Origin of the sequence: Spirosoma validum (assembly GCF_014699035.1) — a bacterium.
Taxonomy (GTDB): Bacteria; Bacteroidota; Bacteroidia; order Cytophagales; family Spirosomataceae; genus Spirosoma; species Spirosoma validum.
Window position 1 is genome coordinate 401,351 of record NZ_JACXAA010000006.1, and the last position, 20,189, is coordinate 421,539.

The following is a 20,189-nucleotide window of genomic DNA, read 5'->3' on the forward strand; positions in this document are numbered from 1 at the left end:
ATAATGACAGAAATTTGTTCAAAAAAAATTGACAGTACCGTGACGATCCAGGACCGACTAAAGCAGGTTTTCGACGCTCTAGGCATAACGATTTATCAGATAGCTAAGGAGTTGGGCGAGAATCCATCTAAGTTTTATAATATTCTTAACGGTCGGGCCAAACCCTCATACGATACCATTATGAGCCTGCTGGCCTGCTATCCTCAAATCAGTGCAGACTATCTGATTCGGGGTATTACGCCTATTTTAAAGTCACCGGAGGAGAACGCTAGGTTAATGAACGTGGAAGACGACACGATCGAAGTACCGTTTGTGCCGGTTAAATTCTACGCCAGTTTCGTGGAGAGTTATGCCGACGGGCATAGTACCGCCGAAACGGAATTATTCAGAATACGAAAGACGGTCGCTAAAGGTCATAAACAGGCAGTCGTGCTGGAGATTTCGGGGAACAGCATGAGTCCTCAACTGGCGCACGGCGCTAAAGTGCTGGCCGTCCCTGTGAGCGAAAATAACTGGGAATATCAATCGGGTGGGGTGTATGCCGTCATGTATCGCGATTATTTCGTGGTTAAACGCATTCGCGACAACGAGCTCCTGACCCGTAAATACCTTACTCTTCACTCCGATAATCCGAACGGTGGTAACGTAACAGTACCCTTGCAGGACATACGAGGCCTATGGAAGATCGTATCCATTGTTGAGGCTCCGGTAGAATAAACAATGTTCATCCAACAGAAAGGGCTTGCTCATCGAGCAAGCCCTTTCTGTTGGATGAACATATCAATCGACAATTACGCCGGCTCGACTTTTTTCATCACATCCTCCTGGTGCGTCCACATTTCCTGAAAAATGGTACTACGCTGGCGAAGTTCCGTAAAACTACCTTCATCCACGATTTTGCCACTCTGCATAATATAAATATAGTCAAACAGAGGTAGTAGATGAAGGCGGTGCAGCGTTGAAACAACCGCTTTGCCAGCAAACTCGCGCAGCAGCTCCCGATAGATAGCCAACTCCGTTTTGGGGTCTACACTGCTCGTTGGCTCGTCAAATAACACAATATCGCTGGTTCTAGCCGCCAGTACGCCCCTGGCCAGGGCCAAGCGTTGGCGTTGCCCGCCAGACAGGTTTACACCTTTCTCCTGAATATTCGTTTCCAGTCCGTTCGGTAACTGTTTCACTACGTCGTCGAACCGCGCAATCCGGCAAACCTCAGCCACGGCTTCATCGTCAAAAGGGAGACCAAGCGTAATATTATACGCAATCGTATTCTCAAAAATCTCCGGCTCCTGCGGAAATAGCGTTACGGTATTTGCAACGGCGTTCAGACTGGTCGATACCTGATCGTCTACCTGAACTGACAAACCCGGCCCAGGTACATACAAGCCGCGTAATAGCGTCAATAACGTACTTTTACCAGAACCGCTTTCGCCGATAAACGCAATTCGCTTACCCCGACCCAGGCTGATCCGTAAATCACTAAGATTCGCTGCTTTCCGCGACATACCCGCTACGTTGCGCCCATGTGAGAAATTGAGTCCGGCGATCTCGATTGTCTGCCAATTGACAGGTAATGTTTCGTGTTCAGGTCGCTCGTGTTGAGCATAAGCATCACCAATACTCCGAGCCGTTTGTACGTCGGTATTGTATTTCACAATTTCGGTGTATTGGTACGCAACATCATGAAACACGCTCGTAAACTGATTCACATACCCGAGCAGCGTTACCAATCCACCAATCAGAAAAACCTGCCCGGGAACGTAGTGCTGATAGACATAACCAGCTGCCATGACGACGTAAATCAAACTGACGAGTATGCTGGCGGCAAACCATTTCCATTCATTAATCCGCACCTGTCGCATGAATGGCGGGAAAACAGCCAAAACTTTACTACCCAAACTAGCCTGGATTCGCTCTTCCAGTCGCAGCGTAATTACCGTAATGATATTCGACAAACTATCGAAGAGCGTGGCAGAGAGTACATGTTCGTGTTCGTTGGTTTCGTCGAGAGCTTTAATAAACGGCCGGTCGAAACGTCGGATTACCCCTATTGTAACAGCACCCAGGGCTACGCCTACTAATCCAAAAACGGGCGAAAAGTACAACATCGCCCCAAACGAGAACACGAATTTTGCCAGCGTTTGAAGGTAAATAAAGCCATCCTGAAAAAACGTTTTGAGCGCGTCATAGGCTTTGCGAATTCGGTTAATGGTGGAGCCACTATGATGATCTTTATGCCAGCCGACAGGTAGATACAACGTCTGATGAAAGAGTTCATCCAGGAAATTGCGGCTTACATTAAACGCTAACCGTCGTTCCTTTATCCGCGCAGGTCCGTGAAATGCCCACTCCAGCAATTCAAGTGTTACGTACCCACCCGCATATAGCCAGACCAATCGAAGAATATTGGCATCCTGTTGTTGCAGTTGCCCGACAAACCAACCGAACAGCAACGGCCGTAGTGCCGCCACGACGTTTGCCAGAATAAACAGGGAATAAATCAGTACGTACTGCCGTTTCTCATGCCGGGCATACGTCCAGACAGTTCGCAACAGAGCGATGTATGGATTTTGCATGATTCCAAGTTATGGTCTCATTTTTTGAGACGTAATCAATTCCTAAAATGGACAAAAAAGGAGAATAGTTTCTGCGATATTCTTTACCTTATCATTGCTTTTCTGATTGAAATTCAGTAATTTTGCGACCTGATTTATAGCGGGGTCATATGCTGAACGTAATGGCCCTTCTTTCGAATTTAGAAAAACATAACTTTCAGTATACAAGCTAATGGCTCGCGATTTAAATTTCACGAGAAACATCGGTATCGCTGCCCACATTGATGCGGGTAAGACGACCACAACCGAACGCATTCTCTATTACGCCGGGGTAAGCCACAAGATTGGTGAGGTACACGATGGTGCCGCTACCATGGACTGGATGGAACAGGAGCAGGAGCGGGGTATCACAATCACCTCAGCTGCCACGACTGTTGACTGGACCTACCGTGACAAAAAATACCACATCAACATCATCGATACACCAGGACACGTTGACTTCACGGTTGAAGTGAACCGCTCGTTACGTGTACTTGATGGGCTGGTGTTCCTGTTCAGCGCCGTTGATGGTGTTGAACCTCAGTCAGAAACCAACTGGCGTCTGGCTAACAACTATAACGTAGCCCGTCTGGGCTTCGTGAACAAAATGGACCGCTCTGGTGCCGATTTCCTGAACGTGTGTAAGCAGGTGAAGGAAATGCTCGGTAGCTACGCTGTTCCCCTTCAGTTACCAATCGGTGAAGAAGATAACTTCAAAGGTGTTGTTGACCTTGTTAACTTCCGGGGTATTGTCTGGAATGAGTCGGATAAGGGTATGACCTTTGAGGTTGTCCCCATTCCCGATGACATGCTGGAGGAGGCCACCGAATGGCGCGAGAAACTTCTCGAAGCCGTTGCTGAATTCGACGATCAACTGATGGAGAAGTATTTCGACGACCCTGACACGATTTCGGAAGACGAAATTCTGGCGGCTCTTCGCAAAGCGACCATCAGCATGAAAATCGTGCCGATGCTGTGCGGTTCATCGTTCAAAAACAAGGGTGTTCAAACCATGCTCGACTACGTGATGGCCCTGTTGCCATCACCAATGGACAAGGAGAGCATCAAAGGAACCAACCCAGATACGGGTGAAGAAATTTCGCGGAAACCGTCATCGACCGAACCCTTCTCGGCGCTGGCGTTTAAAATCGCGACTGATCCTTACGTAGGTCGTTTGTGCTTCGTGCGTTCATACTCGGGTGTGCTGGAGTCAGGTTCGTATATCCTGAACAACCGTTCGGGTAATAAGGAACGGATTTCGCGGATTTTCCAAATGCACGCTAACAAGCAAAACCAGATCGAACGTCTGGAAGCTGGTGACATCGGTGCTGTAGTTGGTTTCAAGGACATCAAAACGGGCGATACGTTATCGGATGAGAAGCACCCAATCGTGCTCGAGTCGATGGTATTCCCAGACCCAGTTATTGGTTACGCTATCGAGCCGAAGAAAACAGCTGATCAGGATAACTTCTCGAAAGCAATTGGTAAACTGATCGAAGAAGATCCAACGCTGAAAGTTGAGTCGAACGAAGAAACGGGTCAGACAATCATCCGGGGTATGGGTGAGCTTCACCTCGAAATCATTATCGATCGGATGCGTCGGGAGTTCAAGGTTGAAGTAAACCAGGGTGCACCCCAGGTGGCTTATAAAGAGAAACTTACCAAAAACGTTGAACACCGCGAAGTTTATAAGAAACAAACGGGTGGTCGCGGTAAGTTTGCCGATATCGTATTCGAACTCGGACCACGTGATGCCGACGAAAATGGTGTTACGCAGCCTGGTCTGGATTTTGTGAATGGTATTGTTGGTGGTGTAATTCCTCGTGAATTTATCCCTGCCGTACAGAAAGGCTTTGACGAATCGCTGAAAAACGGTCCGTTAGCTGGTTTCCCGCTTGAAAGCATGAAAGTTCGGCTGTTCCACGGTTCATACCATGACGTTGACTCCGATTCGCTTTCGTTCGAAATGGCAGCTCGTCTGGGCTTCCGCGAGGCCGCTCGTCAGGCTGGCCCGAAATTGCTTGAACCAATTATGGCTGTTGAAGTCCTTACTCCGGAAGAATATACGGGCCCAATCACGGGTGATTTGAACCGTCGTCGGGGTGTGATGAAAGGTATGGACTCGAAAGCCGGCTCACAAGTGATCAAAGCTGACGTTCCTCTTTCTGAGCTGTTCGGTTACGTAACGGATCTGCGGACAATGTCGTCGGGTCGCGCTACCGCCAACCTAACGTTCGCTCACTATGAAGTGGTACCACAGAACATTTCGGATACAGTGGTCGCTAAAGAAAAAGGTACAGTGAAGGCGTAAGCCTTTAAGATATTGGGCAGTTGGTTCTAGTAACTAACTGCCCATTTTTTGTGTCGTCGGAGTAAATGGTTCTTTCGACAGGCACGTTCACTTAACGAACCAAAACACAATGAGCCAAAAAATTCGTATTAAGCTGCGGTCGTTTGACCACATGCTGGTTGACAAATCAGCCGAGAAGATTGTAAAGGCAGTAAAATCAACGGGTGCTATCGTAAGCGGTCCCATCCCACTGCCAACTAACAAGGAAATCTACACTGTACTGCGGTCGCCCCACGTCAATAAAAAGGCGCGGGAACAGTTTCAGCTTTGCACGTATAAGCGCTTAGTCGATATCTATAGCAGCAGTGCTAAAACGGTTGATGCGCTGATGAAGCTCGAATTACCGAGTGGCGTTGACGTAGAAATCAAAGTCTAATGATTTCAGCTTAAGGCTTAAACTGCCGCAAATACGAGACTACGGTTTCGCGTTTGCGGCAGTTATTTTTTTACTCAATAGCCCATACGATTAGTTCTTTACTGTGTGCTGAAATGTAGACTATAGAACTTTGTCCATTCGACAACTTTTCGTTGAATTTTACATACAGTATATGAGTTATTATTGTATATTGTTACGTTACGGCGAACCATCGTAACAGGAGCTTTTATACGTTATGTTAAACGTCATTCAGTTACTGCCCGACTCGATTGCGAACCAGATTGCAGCTGGTGAAGTAGTACAGCGACCCGCGTCGGTGGTAAAAGAGTTGCTTGAAAACTCAGTCGACGCGAAAGCAAAATCAATACAGGTCATTATTCGGGAGGCAGGACGTAATCTGATTCAGATTGTTGATGATGGGGCAGGCATGACGGAAACGGACGCCCGCATGAGTTTTGAGCGCCACGCTACGTCCAAAATTCGTTCGTCCGACGATTTATTCCGCATTCGGACAATGGGATTTCGGGGTGAAGCCCTGGCTTCTATTGCCGCCGTTGCTCAGGTTGAGATGCGTACGCGCCGAGCCACGGATGAACTCGGTACGCTTGTACGTATAGAAGGTTCCGATATTAAAGCACAGGAAGCGATATCCTGCCTACCCGGAACGAATTTGCTCATTAAAAATCTGTTCTTTAACGTACCAGCCCGGCGTAATTTTCTGAAGTCAAATTCGGTGGAAATGCGTCATATTATTGATGAATTTCAGCGTGTTGCCCTTGCGAATCCAGAGGTAGCCTTTTCTCTGTTTCATAATGATCAGGAAATTTATAATCTGCCTGCCGGAAAACTCAGCCGCCGAATCATTGATATGTTTGGCAAAAGTTATCGTGAGCAACTCAATCAGTGCGAAGAAACAACGCCTTATGTAACGGTACGCGGCTACATCGGTAAACCGGAATCAGCGAAGAAAGCCCGTAACGAGCAGTTCTTCTTCGTCAATAATCGTTACATAAAACACAATTACCTGCATCATGCTGTCATCGGTGCTTACGAAGGCACTTTGCCGGAAGGTAGCCATCCGTTCTATGTGCTGTTCATTGATATTGATCCATCTCACATCGACATAAATATTCATCCAACCAAAACCGAAATAAAATTCGACGATGAGCGGTCTGTTTATGCAATTATGATGGCGGCTGTCCGGAAAGCGGTAGGAGTTTATAACCTTTCCCCCTCGCTCGATTTTGAGTCAGATGTTAATTTCCTGGCGGGTGTGCGCCCAAGTACATCAAAAGTAGCAGCCGTAGACGTAACGACTGAACGTAACGCTGCCCGACCTATTACACCCTCCTGGGCATCTGGAGAAAAACCGGTTGCTACCCAGCCAGTAAAAGAGCGCAGTGCGTTACGTTATGATGCGTTGGATAAAGCCGCAGGCAGTAGTTTTGATATACCTAAAAAGCCTGAACTTCGTCCGTCGGTAAATAACTGGCAAACACTGTATGAGGGCGTTGCAGGGACGGACACACCCGTTCGTCCCGTTGGTGATTCTAAGGAAGGCGGTGATTGGCTGGGCCCCGTTAAACTTGACTCAGCAGCTACCGAAGACGTATTGCCCGAGAATGAACCAATTACACTGGGAAGCCGTGCCAATCAGTTGCAGATCGGACTAGAGGCATCGGAACAAGATACGCCCGTAGTGGTTGAAGATGATAACCTCGTGCAGATTCAGAATCGTTACCTTCTGGCACCGATCAAGTCAGGAGTGATGCTTATTGACCAGCGAAGGGCGTATGAACGAATTCTGTATGATCAGTTCCACGTAGCGCTAACGAAGCGGAACGGAGCTTCACAGCAACTGTTATTTCCAAAGACGATTACGTTGATGCCTGTCGATTTTCAGTTAGCAATCGAACTGCGCGATGATCTGACGAATCTTGGTTTTGAGTTTGATGAATTGGGGGCCAATACGTTTGTTATTCGGGGAGTGCCCACGCTAACTATGGGTGACAATGAAGAAGAACTGTTCGCGAACTTATTAGCCCAATTACGGGCCGATACCGGGCGATTGAAATTAGATAAGATTGAATCGATGGCGCGGTCGTTGGCGCGTCGATCAGCTATGCGTCATACATCCCGTTTAAGCACAACGGAACGACGGGCGCTGGTTGATCAGTTGTTTGCATCGACCAACCCAAGTTATACACCTAATGGCGAACCCGTAACGGTTGTTTTGACGTTGGATAAAATTGCGGGACTTTTTCGCTGATAATTGAGTTAATCAGCATATATTAGTTGACATTAAAATGTTTAACCTTACTCCGGTAGTTCGTGTTCTGTTAATATTAAATGTAGTTGTCTTTCTATTTACGAACGATGCCATTATTGAGCAATTTGGGCTTCACTCGTTTTTGTCAGACAAATTCAATCCAATTCAGCTACTAACACACATGTTTCTGCATGGCGGTTTTGGCCATATCTTCAGCAACATGATTGGATTAGTGGTTTTCGGACCGATGCTGGAGTTGTTTTGGGGACCACGCCGGTTTACGTTTTTTTACTTTTTTTGCGGTTTAGGCGCTGCGTTGTTGTTCTCGGGAATAAACTATTTTGAGACGCACGACGTATACGAAACAGTTCAAACGTATCGGCTGAGCCCGGGTTTTGATAGTTTTTCAGCGTTCGTTGATCAGTATGCTGCGTCTTATTATGAACGACTGGTTCCTTTTTTAGAAAAATTTAAAAGCTATCCGAATGACAGTAAAAACCTGCAGGACAGCGTGTCGATTGCCAATCGAATTCTTCTAAATCAGGTCGACGAGCCAATGGTTGGTGCTTCTGGCGCGATTTTTGGCGTAATAATGGGATTTGGTTTATTGTTTCCGAACACTCAGTTATTTTTATTGTTTCCACCTATACCGATTAAGGCAAAGTACCTCGTTATTTTTTACGGAGCCTATGAGCTGTATTCGGGTATTTATCGGGCGCAGAGCGATAACGTTGCACACTTCGCCCACATTGGCGGCATGTTATTTGCATTTATACTGGTGAAATACTGGGGTTCCCAGCGTAAAACATTTTATTAGTGATGAGCGGTTTGTTCGAGGATTTTCGGAGCGAATTCAATAAGCCCAACAATACGTTGGTGCAATTGATACTGATTAATATTGTTGTTTTTCTGGTGCTATTGGTAGCTAAAGTAAGCTTAACAATGGCGCAGAATCTGGATGTGTATTACTTCATCCGGGAGCAACTCATGTTACCCGGTCAGGTACAGGCCTTCCTGTATAAACCCTGGACTCTCTTTACGTATTTCTTTACGCATGATGAGATTTTTCACATTCTCTATAACATGCTTTTTTTGTACTGGTTTGGTCGCTTGATTGACGAATATTTAGGTAATCGCCGATTGATTGGTCTATACATTATGGGTGGTTTGGCCGGTGGTGTCCTATACTTGGCTATGTACAACTTAGTACCTTATTTTCAGAACCAGTCAGATGCTGCACGCATGTTAGGCGCATCTGCTGCTGCTTTCTCAGTGGCTGTTGGTGCCGCTACCTTACTACCGAATTATACGTTTCATCTCTTATTCTTTGGCGCTGTACGTATTAAGTACATCGTATTTTTCTTTATCATTCTTTCTGTGGCTCAGTCAGCCGGAACGAATGCGGGTGGAAATCTGGCTCACCTTGGTGGGGCACTGATGGGATTTTTCTATGTCAAACTACTTCAAAACGGTACTGACCTGGGACGTCCAGTTTATTGGCTGGCTGACGGCTGGAGTAATTTATTTAAACCCAAGCCAGCAGTTAAAGTATCGTACCGCCAACGTAGCAATGCTAACACACAGGCTAGTTCGTACGTAGCCCCATCCAGCTCATCATCTTTGTCGACTCCTGACCAGGATGAAGTTGATACCATTTTGGATAAGATCTCCCGCTCGGGTTACGAAAGCCTGACCCGCGAAGAAAAACAAAAACTCTTTCGGGCAAGCCAGCGAAACTGACTTGCCGAGATAAATATTCTTACAAAAATCTAAGCCTTTGTCGTCTACGTATATGTGTAGGCAGGCAGGGGCTTCGTTTTTTTATAAATATCAAAAAATTATAGTAGCTTCGCTGTTTGAACACAATGGGCGGTTCGCCAGTAGAACATTGTGTCTACTACGTGTGTTGTAAAACAGACGCTTAGCTGTTACCACCATGCTGATTACCCCTGGCAATCTTTTGGCCACTATTAATACACCCGACGATCTTCGTAAACTCGATAAATCTCGCTTGCCTCAGGTTGCCGACGAACTCCGTCAATTCATTATTGATGACGTATCCGTTTATGGTGGCCATTTTGGCGCTAGTCTGGGCGTAGTCGAATTAACCGTTGCGTTACACTACGTATTCAATACGCCCGATGATCAACTGATTTGGGATGTAGGCCATCAGGCTTACGGCCATAAAATATTAACTGGTCGACGCGACAAATTTTATACAAATCGGTTTTACAAAGGTCTATCAGGCTTTCCTAAACGCAAGGAGAGCGAGTATGATGCGTTTGGTGTCGGTCATTCCTCTACGTCTATTTCGGCAGCTTTGGGCATGGCTGTAGCCTCACAGCTACAGGGTAATCTCAAGCGTAATCATATTGCAGTTATCGGCGATGGGGCATTAACAGCTGGTGAAGCGTTTGAGGGTATGAACCATGCCGGAGCAACGGATAGCAACTTGCTGATTGTCCTGAATGACAACTGCATGAGCATTGATCCGAATGTGGGGGCTCTGCGAGAATACCTGACCGATATTACTACATCACACACCTACAATAAGGTGAAAGATGAAGTCTGGAATTTACTGGGCAAGATGGATAAACTGGGCAAAACCGCTCAGGAACTAGTCTCTCAGGTTCAGTCAGGGATTAAGAGTTCACTGCTGGAACAGAGCAATTTATTTGAATCACTAAATCTACGTTATTTTGGTCCGATCGATGGTCACGATATTGATCATTTAGTAAGCGTTCTAGCCGATCTAAAACACATTCCTGGCCCCAAATTACTGCACATCCTGACGGTGAAAGGCAAAGGCTACGGTCCTGCCGAAAAAGATCAGACGAAGTGGCATGCGCCCGGTTTGTTTGATAAGGTAACTGGCGTTATTCACAAGAAAATATACGATGCGCCCCAGCCGCCAAAATATCAGGACGTTTTTGGTAATACGTTAGTTGAGTTGGCTGAGCAAAATTTACGTATCGTTGGCGTTACGCCAGCTATGCCCTCAGGTTCATCCATGAACCTGATGATGAAGGCCATGCCTAAGCGGGCTTTCGACGTTGGGATTGCCGAGCAACATGCCGTTACGTTCTCGGCGGGTATGGCCACGCAAGGTGAGGTAGTCTTCTGCAATATCTATTCAACGTTTATGCAGCGGGCTTATGACCAGGTCATCCACGACGTTTGTATTCAGGAACTCCCCGTCATTTTTTGCCTCGACCGGGCCGGCTTTGCAGGTGCCGATGGCCCAACACATCATGGCGCTTATGACATAGCCTATATGCGCTGCATTCCGAATATGATTGTGGCTGCGCCAATGAATGAGCAGGAGTTACGTAACATGATGTTTACCGCTCAGTCAGATGAGGTTCAGCAGGGAAAACGAGCGTTTACGATACGTTACCCACGAGGTGAGGGCGTTATGTCTAACTGGCGTACGCCACTTGAAAAGCAAGTTGTCGGAAAAGGTCGAATGATTAGCGATGGCGAAAACGTAGCAATCCTGACGATTGGGCACATTGGTAACTACGCTGTTCAAGCTATAGAACTGCTGGCCAAAGAAGGCATTCAGCCCGCGCATTTCGACATGCGTTACGTAAAGCCACTGGACCAAGAACTCCTTCATCAGATTTTCAGCCGTTTCGACCGTGTATTAACCGTTGAGGATGGCTGTGTTATGGGTGGTTTCGGAAGCTCTATACTGGAGTTCATGGCGAATCAGGGTTATATGGCTCGTGTCAAACGCCTGGGAATTCCGGATGCTGTCATTGAACACGGTGAGCAAATTGAATTACAACGAGAATGTGGTTTCGATCCACAAGGTATTGCTGATTCCGTTCGTGAGCTACTATTTACAGGGCGTACGATAACGGTTTAGACGTCTTTTTTCGACAGGATTACAGAATTATGCGGGATGAAGCAAAATCCTTTTAATTCTGTAATCCTGTCTTTTTTTAATGAATCATGAAAGTTTTCAAGTTTGGTGGTGCATCAGTAAAAGATGCGGCTGGCGTTCGAAATCTGGCTAAGATTGTTAGAACGCAGGGGCAAACCGCGATGGTAGTTATATCAGCGATGGGAAAAACGACCAATGCGCTGGAAGACCTTGTTCGGGCTTATACTCATCATCGAACAAACGAAGTCCAGAAGCATTTTGGGCTAATTCGATCTTATCACAACAGCGTTCTCTCAGAACTGTCAGGCGATTTCTCCAGAGTCCATCAAACATTTGCCCAGCTTGAAGCGTATCTGTCGAAACCATCTACGGCAGCCCATGATGACATTTATGATCAGATTGTTTCGCTGGGAGAAGTTCTATCAACACAAATCGTAGCGGCTTATCTGGCACAAACAGGATTGCCAACAGAATGGCTTGATGCCCGGCAACTGATCCGTACCGACACCAATTTTCGCGAAGGCCAGGTTGACTGGAATGAAACAAATCGGCGCATATATCAAGTGGTAACAGGTAAGTCTATCAAAGTGACCCAGGGGTTTATTGGGCAAACGCCTGATGGTCGAACCACTACACTTGGGCGTGAGGGTTCTGATTACTCAGCCGCCATTTTTGCCTACTGCCTGAATGCGGAAAGTGTTACAATCTGGAAGGACGTACCGGGCGTATTAAATGCCGATCCGAAGTGGTTCGACGACACCGTCCTGCTGGATAAACTAACGTATCAGGATGCCATTGAACTGGCCTATTATGGTGCGACCGTTATTCATCCAAAAACAATCAAGCCGTTACAGAACAAAAGTATACCGCTGTATGTACGGTCATTTTTAAAGCCTGATGCGCCCGGTACGGTTATCGGCAACTCGGAAGGGCATTTGCAGACGCCTTCGTTTATTTTCAAGATTAAGCAGGTCTTGATTTCGCTTCATCCAAACGATTTTTCGTTCATTGCGGAAGATAACCTGAGCCGAATTTTTGGCCGATTTGCCCAGGCCGGTGTGAAAATCAACCTAATGCAGAATACCGCAATCAGCTTCTCCGTGGTTGTCGACAATAACCCTGATCGCGTCCCAGCTTTATTGGCTCAGTTGAAGCAGGATTTCCGGGTTAGTTATAACGACGGGTTAGAACTGATTACCATTCGTTACTATAACCAGAATACGATTGATCGCGTACTGATTCACAAAAAGCTGTTATTAGAGCAGAAAAGCCGATATACCGTGCAGTTGGTAGTGAAAGATCTAGGATAAGCGAATTGCGGGTTTACTTAGTTTAGCCAATTGAGTCAGACCATTTACCTTTATCTTTGATCTCTATAAAACAGACGCATTTTATGCACTACGGCTATTTCAACGGCACCATCGCTCCTACCGACCAACTCGCCGTCGGTGTAACAGACCTCGCCCTGCTTCGCGGTTATGGTCTATTCGATTACTTTCTGACCTACAACGGTCGGCCCTTTCAGTGGGATTGGTATTGGGAGCGGTTTCAGAATTCGGCAACGCGTATGCACTTGCCACTTCCACTTGGAAAGAACGAGACCTACGCCATTCTGATGGATCTCATCGAACGTAGCGTTGGAGCTGGTGCGGCCTCTGATATGGCGTTTCGATTCGTAATGACAGGTGGATACTCCGCCGACAGCATCAGTATCGAACGACCCAATTTACTTATCCTGACAGAGCCAATTCATCCAGTGCCAACGGTTCAATATGAACAGGGCATTAAAGTGATTCTGGATGAGTACGTCCGGGAAATGGCCGAAGTGAAAAGCACGGATTATAAGCGCGTTATTCTGATGGCCCAGGCTATTAGATCAGCTGGCGCGTCCGATTTGCTGTATCAAAAAGGGGGAGAAATCAGTGAATTAAGTCGGAGTAATTTCTTCATTGTCAAGGGAGACAAGCTCGTTACGCCCAGCCGGTATATTTTACACGGCATCACCCGGCGAACTATTATGCAACTAGCACAGAGCGACTTCCAGGTGGAAGAACGACCGCTATTGCTCTCCGAACTCTACGATGCGGATGAAGCCTTTACGACAAGTTCAACGAAAAAAGTGCTGCCCATTACTCAAATTGGCGATCTGACCATTGGTGATGGCTACGTTGGCCCCAAATCGAAATTCCTACTGGAGCGCTTTAACGAACTGGTGAAGAACTGGTAATCTAATTTGAATTTCTGATAGCTTCTAAGTCTATTAAGGAAGCGTACTTGTTGATAATCTCGGGAGTGATCTGCCCTTCTTGCCCGATTCGAGCGATACAAGGCAGAGTAGTATAAGCCAGAATGAAGTCTTCAGTGGCCGGATTAGACGCACCATTAAAAATTATTCCTAAGATTTCAATTTTCCGACTACGACAGGCTTCGACCGACAGCAACGTGTGATTAATGCTACCCAAGTAGTTTCGGGATACCAACACAACGGGTAGATCCAGTTGCTGTACCAAATCAATATTCAGATAAGTTCTGTTGAGCGGCACCAGTAATCCACCTGCTAGTTCAACGACTAACGCGTTATCGGTCTGCGGTAACGTAATAACTTCTGGCTCAATCGTAATTCCATCCAACTCAGCGGCAGCATGAGGAGACAAGGGCTGCGTCAGCCGGTATGCTTCAGCATGAAATTGAGAAACCGGATTACGTACTAACTCACGAACTGTGTTTGTATCCGAATCCGTTAGAGCACCTGACTGAACAGGTTTCCAGTAATCGGCTTGTAGTGCTTCGACCAGGATGGCCGAAACGACTGTCTTCCCAATTTCTGTACCGATTCCGGCTACGATAAACTGAGTAGGTTTTGGATTTAGACTCATAACCCGGAATTACTTTTTCAGAGAGGTTTGTAAAACAGCCAGAAGCCTGTCTATTTCTTCCGTTGTATTAAACGAATGAATGCACAACCGGAGTCGCTCCTGACCAGCTGGCACAGTTGGACTAAGGATTGCCCGCACATCCAGGCCTGTTTTCTGAGCTACACTGGCAACGTAGCGCGCCTGTTCATTTCCCGGTATAATCAGACATTGGATTGGTGACTCACTATCTGTCCAGGTAGCATCAGGCAGCAAATCATGAGCGCGCTCCCGGAAGTAGATAAGTCGTTCGTTAAGCCGATGTCGAGCGTCTGTATGTGCTTTTACGTGCTCATGAGCACAACGTATCGCCAGCAGACTATGCGGAGGTAAAGCGGTCGTATAGATAAACGAACGAGCAAAATTGATGAGATAGCTACGTAAAGTGGCCGATCCTACTATGGCCGCGCCGTGAATACCTAACGCTTTCCCGAATGTATGAACGCGAGCCAATACGCGATCCTGTAAGCCTAGCTCAACTACTAAACCTTCACCATTGGGGCCGCAAATCCCAGTCGCATGGGCCTCATCGACGATCAAAGCCGCACCATATTGCTCGCAGAGATCGACTATTGCACGTAGCGGAGCCACATCACCATCCATCGAATAAACGGACTCAACCCCTACAAACAGTTCTCCGCTTTGTTGTGACTGAGCAGCTTCCTGTAGCTTGGTTTCCAAGTCGGTCAGGTCGTTATGACGAAACCGTTGGCGGGTAGCATAACACAGACGGGCTCCGTCAATCATACTGGCGTGTACTAATGCATCGGTTAGCAACGTATCGCCTACTTTGGGCAAACAAGCTAACAGGCCAAGGTTAGCGTCGTAACCGGAATTAAAAATAAGTGCCGATTCGGTTTGATAAAACAAAGCTAATTCTTGCTCAACCTCATCCGCTAGAACTGTCTGACCAGCTAACAAACGAGATCCGGTCGCGCCAATCCGCGCACTTACGTACTGATCGTCCGCCTGGCGAATCGCAGCTTTGAGTTCAGCCGATCGGGCGAATCCGAGATAATCGTTCGAACAAAAATCGACGGCTCCGTCTGTTGTCCGAAGTTGACGTAATAGGCCTGCTTGTTGGTAAGCCGCTAAGCGTTCCGATAACGTATCGGTAACAGACCGTGTCAGAATAGGCATGTCACAAAGGTAAAGTCTCTTGACGGAATGATCGTAACCGGAAAAGGCTAGTATGTGAAAATGTGTGTAAGTATGGAGTTATCCACATTCACTTTGTGGATAACTTTTCATTAACGTGTATTGCTTGCGAAGAAACTGAACAAATAGGCCATATTCTCACTAAATGCGCAACTATAAAAACAGTTATTGACTTATTTGTAGAATTATTTTCCCCGTTTGTTTTCCTGCATCCATTTTTTGCATCGCCTGATTTGCATCACGTAATGGCATAATCTCATCGATAATGGGCACAATTTGTTTATCAATAACGAAGGCAAGCATGTCGGCAAATTCGCGTTCATTTCCCATTGTCGAACCGAAAATAGACAGCTGCTTAAAAAAGACTTTAGCCGGTACGATGTCCGTAATGTTGCCCGTTGTTCCACCATAAAAGGCGATGCGGCCACCCGGTGCTGCTACGTCAATCAGTTTGGCAAACGCGGCTCCACCAGCGCTATCAATGATTACGTCGAAATAACCGCTTCTGCCACCGCCCGTTTGGGCCAGGAGCGCTTTATGCCAGTCTGCTTCGTGGTAATTAATTCCACCGGTGGCTCCTAACGCCTTTGCTTTTTCCAGCTTTTCTTCGGAACCGGAAGTCACCCAGACTTCGGCCCCTGCTGCTACAGCAAACTGCAAAGCGAACAAAGCTGCTCCCCCACCAATGCCTGTAATTAGTACCTTCTCGGGCGCGTTATTGCCATCAGCATGCAACCTTGCCCGCGTCATAAGTGCGCGCCAGGCTGTCAGGCCCGTCAATGGAAGCGCAGCTGCCTGTTCAAACGAAAGGTGATTTGGCTTGTGATGAATGTAGTTGACACCAACCGTTACGTATTCCGCGAACGTACCATTTTCAGGCATACCCAGAATTCGAAAGTCGGGACCGTCAAATCGTGGATTATCGCCCCAGCCCATCCCCGGATTAATAATAACGGCCTGACCTCGCCAGACCGGATCAACACCTTCACCAACTTCTTCTACAATACCTGACCCGTCTGAACCAAGAATTACAGGCAACTTAATTTTGGGATACAAACCCTGCTGAATAAACACATCGCGGTGATTCAGAGCAGCCGCCTGTACTTTTATAAGCACTTCGCCCGATCCGGCAGACGGCTTAGGAACGTCAATGTATTGAACAGGTTGGTGTTTCTCAGGCAGTAAGATGGCTTTCATTGGCTAATTCGTAGTTGTACGATGACTTTGTAACACAATTTCTGGCTTTTAGATTTGCCGAAACTAATTCTATCTACCTAATGATAACGTATCGGGAGGCTACATCTGAAGACACAGAGGCCATTGCTCAACTACATAGTCTTAGCTGGCAGCAAAACTACAGAGGAGCCTTCAGCGATACGTTTCTGGATGGTCCTGTTATTCAAAATAGGCGCGAAGTCTGGCAGAAACGTATCAATCACCCTTCGTCAAATCAATGCATTATCGTGGCAGAGTCGGAGGGAGCAATTTGCGGTTTTGCCTGTGCTTACGCCAACGATAATCCAGTTTGGGGAACCCTTCTCGACAATCTGCACGTTCGTAAAGACCTGAAAGGCCAGGGTATTGGCCGTGTTCTTATCAAATTAGCCGCTGAATGGGCTTATCTGAAAAGCCCCGAAGCTGGATTTTATCTGTGGGTTCTGGTCCAAAATACGAATGCTCAGAAATTTTACGACAAAATGGGTGGAATTAACCAAGAGAGGGCTTCTCTGGAGAATCCAGATGGAAGCTTTTCGGATTGCTACCGCTACGTATGGCCTGATATAAAGACATTGTTATGATTCGGTTTTTCAACGAAGACGTTCCCTATAAACTTCCTCAGAAACAGGCAATTCGTCAGTGGCTTAAGCAACAAGCCGAACACGAAGGTTATGCTGTAGGAGAGTTAAATTATATTTTCTGCTCCGATGAGTATGTATTGCAGGTTAACCGGGACTATCTACAGCACGATTATTACACGGATATCATTACGTTCGATCAGAGTGAGGAGGAGGGCAAAATCGAGGGCGACATTTTTGTCAGCGTCGAACGCGTCGCCGATAATGCATCTCAACTAGGCGTCTCGGCTGAGCAGGAAATGCGTCGCGTACTGGCCCACGGCCTCTTGCATCTCTGCGGTTACGGCGACAAAACGGATGAAGAGCAAACCCAGATGCGGAAGAAAGAAGAAGAATGGCTAAGAAGTACGTAAACTAACCCGCCGTCATACCGCCGTCTAGCTGAATTGCTTGCCCGGTAACGAAATCGTTATCATCGGAGCATAGCCAAAGAATGGCCTGAGCAATTTCTTCTGGCTCACCTAGGCGACCAATCGGAATCCGTCGACGCATTTTTTCCTCCATATCTGGTACTTCCCGAACTAATTCGTCTACCATTGCAGAGTGGGTATAAACCGGACAAACGGCGTTGATACGGATATGTCGTCGAACGTATTCCAGGGCAGCCGTTCTGGTTAAGCCAATCACGGCATGTTTCGACGCACTATAGAGCGCACCCATTGGCATACCCCGCACTCCGGCAATACTTGATACGTTAACGATCTTTCCGCGAGCGGGATGGTCCCGGACTGGATGGTCACCGTCTTTCTGAGTCAGCATTTGGCGAATCTGGGCCTGCATTCCATAAAATACGCCCCCTACGTTAACAGCCATCATCTGCTCAAAATCGAGGTTGGTTTGCTCCGTTAAACGGGCGTATTTCCCGCCAATGCCCGCGTTATTAATGCCAATATCCAGACGGCCATACGTATCAACGGTCTTCTGCACAGCCGCATTAATTTGATCAGCATGGGCGACATCACAGCTAACAAACAAAGCCTCACTGCCCAATTGCTGGATTTGATCAACCGTTTCCTGTCCAGCCACTTCGTTGAGTTCAGCAACGACAACCCTTGCACCCGCTTTCGCAAACGCTAGTGCAGTGGCCCGGCCAATTCCTGATCCGGCACCGGTAATAAACGCAACCTGGTTTGTGAAGTCTGGCATGATGTGTTGACTAAATCGTGATTAATCCCTGATCGAAAATACAATTATTTCGCAGCTCCTTTGCTTCATGTATATTAGAAGACAGGTCTTTTTTGAAAAATCCTGGCAGTGGCATCAGCATAAAAAAGCTCCCGGTTTCGCAGGAGCTTTTTTGTTGATTCCGTCCTATTTGATCAGTGGATTGTTGGTTAACTCGACATCGGGGATGAAATACGTGAACCGGGTGATGCTACCACCCGTGGGCGTCTTACCAGCAGCTTTAGCAACCGCGTCGGCTCGGCCCGTACGAACCATATCCCACCAGCGCTTGCACTCGTACATAAATTCATATCCTCGTTCCTGGAAAATCAGATCGTCGAACGCCGTTTTCGAGAGCCCCGCCGGGAAATCAGCGACGGTGCTGGTTCTGGATAGATCGACGCCATAACCCCGACGTCTGACCTGATTGACTGCATCATAGGCCGCAGACGTTGGTCCATTCAGCTGATTTTCCGCTTCTGCAAAAATCAGGTAGGCATCGGCGAACCGGTAAAGGTAAAAATCGTTCCCGGCGGCTGTTTCCTCGGGAGCGGCTCCATCGCGGTATTTACCAAACATGTAGCTAGCATCCGGAATCATGTTGGCCCGGAGCTTAACGCCACTGATGGTAATGGTATCGATCAGATTCCAGCTTCTGCGTAGGTCCCGCTTATCCCAATCTCTAACTAACGGAGCGTTTCGGACCATGAGCGCCGAAATACCACGAGCCGCCAGACCAGCCTGTAACGCCCGACCTTCGAACGCATACGTCGGCAGAAACGAGCCGAGGGCTTTTTGCTGCGAGAATTTAATGGCAAAAATCTCTTCCGAGTTAGTCGGTGCCGTTGGCGAATAGAGCGTTTCCAGCGATCTGACCAGGTCGTACCCGTATTTAGCTTTGTTATCGATCACCTCTTTGGCTTTGGCCCGCGCGTTCGTGTAATCTTTATTCCAGAGGTAGATTTCGGCCAGCATCATCTTGGCTGCCCCCTGCGTGGCCCGTCCGGTGTTGGCTTCCGCTACTTTCAGGGGTAATATGGCTTCACAAAACGTCAGATCTTTGATGATCTGGTCGATTACCGTTTTGGAATCAGACAAAGGCAGGGCGGTATCGTTCGAGTTTTGAATAGGGATTAACCGCAACGGCACTGCCCCAAACATCCGCGTCAGCCACCAATAGCAGGTTGATCGAATAAAGAGGGCTTCTCCCTTGAATGGCGCCTTGATGTCAGTACCCAGCGACTGGTCGTCGTCGATGGTTTTCAGAATTAAGTTTGCCTTTCCGATCGCTTCGTAGAAGGTGGTCCAGCGGGCCGTGTTATCCCCCCGTTGCGGCTCGAAATTGTAGTTCATGTAGTTGGTTCCGCCACCGGCCGGCAACTGACAATATTCGGCACAGCCTTCCACGTCGCGGGTGAGGGTCGATTCCCAAAGCCGTCCCCTTGAGCGGGAGAGAGGTTCGTAAGCACCAATGACAAACGCATCCAGCAAGGGCTTGTTCAAGGTGGCAATCTGGTATTTAGCGGGGGGCACTTCTTCCAGCAGCTTGTCGCAACCCGACAAAGCTCCCAGCAGGATGGTCAAAAGAACAGGGATGATGTATGTTATTTTCATGGTCTGA

17 protein-coding genes are annotated in these 20,189 nt (G+C 47.4%); 11 read left to right on the forward strand and 6 right to left on the reverse strand.

Annotated elements, in window-relative coordinates:
• The first annotated feature begins 3 nt into the window (after window positions 1-3).
• Window positions 4-717 (forward strand): LexA family transcriptional regulator, encoded by a 714-nt coding sequence (locus tag IC230_RS18380; protein WP_191040496.1) that lies wholly within the window; start codon window positions 4-6, stop codon window positions 715-717.
• 74 nt (window positions 718-791) lie between these two features.
• Here IC230_RS18380 and IC230_RS18385 read toward each other — a convergent pair whose 3' ends face one another.
• The gene (locus IC230_RS18385) at window positions 792-2,576 is read right to left on the reverse strand and encodes an ABC transporter ATP-binding protein (protein WP_191040497.1); all 1,785 of its coding nucleotides are present in this window, start codon (window positions 2,574-2,576) and stop codon (window positions 792-794) included.
• Window positions 2,577-2,787: 211 nt separating this feature from the next.
• Here IC230_RS18385 and fusA point away from each other — a divergent pair, with 211 nt between their 5' ends.
• The 8 genes from fusA (at window position 2,788) to IC230_RS18425 (ending at window position 13,705) form a co-directional block, all read left to right on the forward strand.
• Window positions 2,788-4,905 carry an elongation factor G gene (gene fusA / locus IC230_RS18390; RefSeq protein ID WP_191040498.1) on the forward strand — a complete coding sequence of 706 codons (2,118 nt, stop codon included), beginning with the start codon at window positions 2,788-2,790 and terminating at the stop codon, window positions 4,903-4,905.
• Between the two features lie 109 nt (window positions 4,906-5,014).
• A complete protein-coding gene (rpsJ, locus tag IC230_RS18395) occupies window positions 5,015-5,320 on the forward strand; it encodes a 30S ribosomal protein S10 (protein ID WP_191040499.1) in 306 nt (101 codons plus the stop codon).
• Between the two features lie 235 nt (window positions 5,321-5,555).
• Window positions 5,556-7,589 (forward strand): DNA mismatch repair endonuclease MutL, encoded by a 2,034-nt coding sequence (gene mutL / locus IC230_RS18400; RefSeq protein WP_191040500.1) that lies wholly within the window; start codon window positions 5,556-5,558, stop codon window positions 7,587-7,589.
• Window positions 7,590-7,626: 37 nt separating this feature from the next.
• The gene (locus tag IC230_RS18405) at window positions 7,627-8,406 is read left to right on the forward strand and encodes a rhomboid family intramembrane serine protease (protein ID WP_191040501.1); all 780 of its coding nucleotides are present in this window, start codon (window positions 7,627-7,629) and stop codon (window positions 8,404-8,406) included.
• 2 nt (window positions 8,407-8,408) lie between these two features.
• The gene (locus tag IC230_RS18410) at window positions 8,409-9,329 is read left to right on the forward strand and encodes a rhomboid family intramembrane serine protease (RefSeq protein ID WP_191040502.1); all 921 of its coding nucleotides are present in this window, start codon (window positions 8,409-8,411) and stop codon (window positions 9,327-9,329) included.
• A 196-nt stretch (window positions 9,330-9,525) separates the two neighbouring features.
• A complete protein-coding gene (dxs, locus tag IC230_RS18415; protein ID WP_191040503.1) occupies window positions 9,526-11,460 on the forward strand; it encodes a 1-deoxy-D-xylulose-5-phosphate synthase in 1,935 nt (644 codons plus the stop codon).
• An 86-nt stretch (window positions 11,461-11,546) separates the two neighbouring features.
• On the forward strand, window positions 11,547-12,788 hold the full coding sequence (locus tag IC230_RS18420) for an aspartate kinase (protein WP_191040504.1): 1,242 nt from the start codon (window positions 11,547-11,549) through the stop codon (window positions 12,786-12,788).
• Between the two features lie 83 nt (window positions 12,789-12,871).
• Window positions 12,872-13,705, forward strand: a complete 834-nt coding sequence (locus IC230_RS18425; protein WP_191040505.1) for an aminotransferase class IV — start codon at window positions 12,872-12,874, stop codon at window positions 13,703-13,705.
• 1 nt (window position 13,706) lies between these two features.
• On the opposite strand, the gene bioD is transcribed toward IC230_RS18425, so the two are convergent.
• The 3 genes from bioD to IC230_RS18440 all read right to left on the reverse strand — a co-directional run bounded on the left by bioD (window position 13,707) and on the right by IC230_RS18440 (window position 16,745).
• Window positions 13,707-14,354, reverse strand: coding sequence for a dethiobiotin synthase (bioD, locus tag IC230_RS18430; protein ID WP_191040506.1), 648 nt, complete (start codon window positions 14,352-14,354; stop codon window positions 13,707-13,709).
• Between the two features lie 9 nt (window positions 14,355-14,363).
• Window positions 14,364-15,530 (reverse strand): aminotransferase class I/II-fold pyridoxal phosphate-dependent enzyme, encoded by a 1,167-nt coding sequence (locus IC230_RS18435; RefSeq protein WP_191040507.1) that lies wholly within the window; start codon window positions 15,528-15,530, stop codon window positions 14,364-14,366.
• A 183-nt stretch (window positions 15,531-15,713) separates the two neighbouring features.
• A complete protein-coding gene (locus tag IC230_RS18440; protein WP_191040508.1) occupies window positions 15,714-16,745 on the reverse strand; it encodes a zinc-binding dehydrogenase in 1,032 nt (343 codons plus the stop codon).
• 80 nt (window positions 16,746-16,825) lie between these two features.
• Between IC230_RS18440 and IC230_RS18445 the strand changes: the two genes are divergently transcribed.
• Window positions 16,826-17,347: a GNAT family N-acetyltransferase gene (locus IC230_RS18445; RefSeq protein WP_191040509.1), complete on the forward strand. Its 522-nt coding sequence runs from the start codon at window positions 16,826-16,828 to the stop codon at window positions 17,345-17,347.
• Window positions 17,344-17,757 (forward strand): rRNA maturation RNase YbeY, encoded by a 414-nt coding sequence (gene ybeY, locus IC230_RS18450; RefSeq protein ID WP_191040510.1) that lies wholly within the window; start codon window positions 17,344-17,346, stop codon window positions 17,755-17,757. The genes IC230_RS18445 and ybeY overlap by 4 nt, the downstream gene beginning before the upstream one ends.
• Window position 17,758: 1 nt before the next feature.
• Here ybeY and IC230_RS18455 read toward each other — a convergent pair whose 3' ends face one another.
• A complete protein-coding gene (locus IC230_RS18455; protein WP_191040511.1) occupies window positions 17,759-18,550 on the reverse strand; it encodes an SDR family NAD(P)-dependent oxidoreductase in 792 nt (263 codons plus the stop codon).
• A gap of 165 nt (window positions 18,551-18,715) precedes the next feature.
• The gene (locus IC230_RS18460; protein WP_191040512.1) at window positions 18,716-20,182 is read right to left on the reverse strand and encodes a RagB/SusD family nutrient uptake outer membrane protein; all 1,467 of its coding nucleotides are present in this window, start codon (window positions 20,180-20,182) and stop codon (window positions 18,716-18,718) included.
• Window positions 20,183-20,189: the final 7 nt, after the last annotated feature.

Bases quoted from the DNA above. Each gene is read 5' to 3' on its own strand.
- IC230_RS18380 (WP_191040496.1), top strand. From the start codon at position 4: ATGACAGAAATTTGTTCAAAAAAAATTGACAGTACCGTGACGATCCAG.
- IC230_RS18385 (WP_191040497.1), bottom strand. From the start codon at position 2,576: ATGCAAAATCCATACATCGCTCTGTTGCGAACTGTCTGGACGTATGCC.
- fusA (WP_191040498.1), top strand. From the start codon at position 2,788: ATGGCTCGCGATTTAAATTTCACGAGAAACATCGGTATCGCTGCCCAC.
- rpsJ (WP_191040499.1), top strand. From the start codon at position 5,015: ATGAGCCAAAAAATTCGTATTAAGCTGCGGTCGTTTGACCACATGCTG.
- mutL (WP_191040500.1), top strand. From the start codon at position 5,556: ATGTTAAACGTCATTCAGTTACTGCCCGACTCGATTGCGAACCAGATT.
- IC230_RS18405 (WP_191040501.1), top strand. From the start codon at position 7,627: ATGTTTAACCTTACTCCGGTAGTTCGTGTTCTGTTAATATTAAATGTA.
- IC230_RS18410 (WP_191040502.1), top strand. From the start codon at position 8,409: ATGAGCGGTTTGTTCGAGGATTTTCGGAGCGAATTCAATAAGCCCAAC.
- dxs (WP_191040503.1), top strand. From the start codon at position 9,526: ATGCTGATTACCCCTGGCAATCTTTTGGCCACTATTAATACACCCGAC.
- IC230_RS18420 (WP_191040504.1), top strand. From the start codon at position 11,547: ATGAAAGTTTTCAAGTTTGGTGGTGCATCAGTAAAAGATGCGGCTGGC.
- IC230_RS18425 (WP_191040505.1), top strand. From the start codon at position 12,872: ATGCACTACGGCTATTTCAACGGCACCATCGCTCCTACCGACCAACTC.
- bioD (WP_191040506.1), bottom strand. From the start codon at position 14,354: ATGAGTCTAAATCCAAAACCTACTCAGTTTATCGTAGCCGGAATCGGT.
- IC230_RS18435 (WP_191040507.1), bottom strand. From the start codon at position 15,530: ATGCCTATTCTGACACGGTCTGTTACCGATACGTTATCGGAACGCTTA.
- IC230_RS18440 (WP_191040508.1), bottom strand. From the start codon at position 16,745: ATGAAAGCCATCTTACTGCCTGAGAAACACCAACCTGTTCAATACATT.
- IC230_RS18445 (WP_191040509.1), top strand. From the start codon at position 16,826: ATGATAACGTATCGGGAGGCTACATCTGAAGACACAGAGGCCATTGCT.
- ybeY (WP_191040510.1), top strand. From the start codon at position 17,344: ATGATTCGGTTTTTCAACGAAGACGTTCCCTATAAACTTCCTCAGAAA.
- IC230_RS18455 (WP_191040511.1), bottom strand. From the start codon at position 18,550: ATGCCAGACTTCACAAACCAGGTTGCGTTTATTACCGGTGCCGGATCA.
- IC230_RS18460 (WP_191040512.1), bottom strand. From the start codon at position 20,182: ATGAAAATAACATACATCATCCCTGTTCTTTTGACCATCCTGCTGGGA.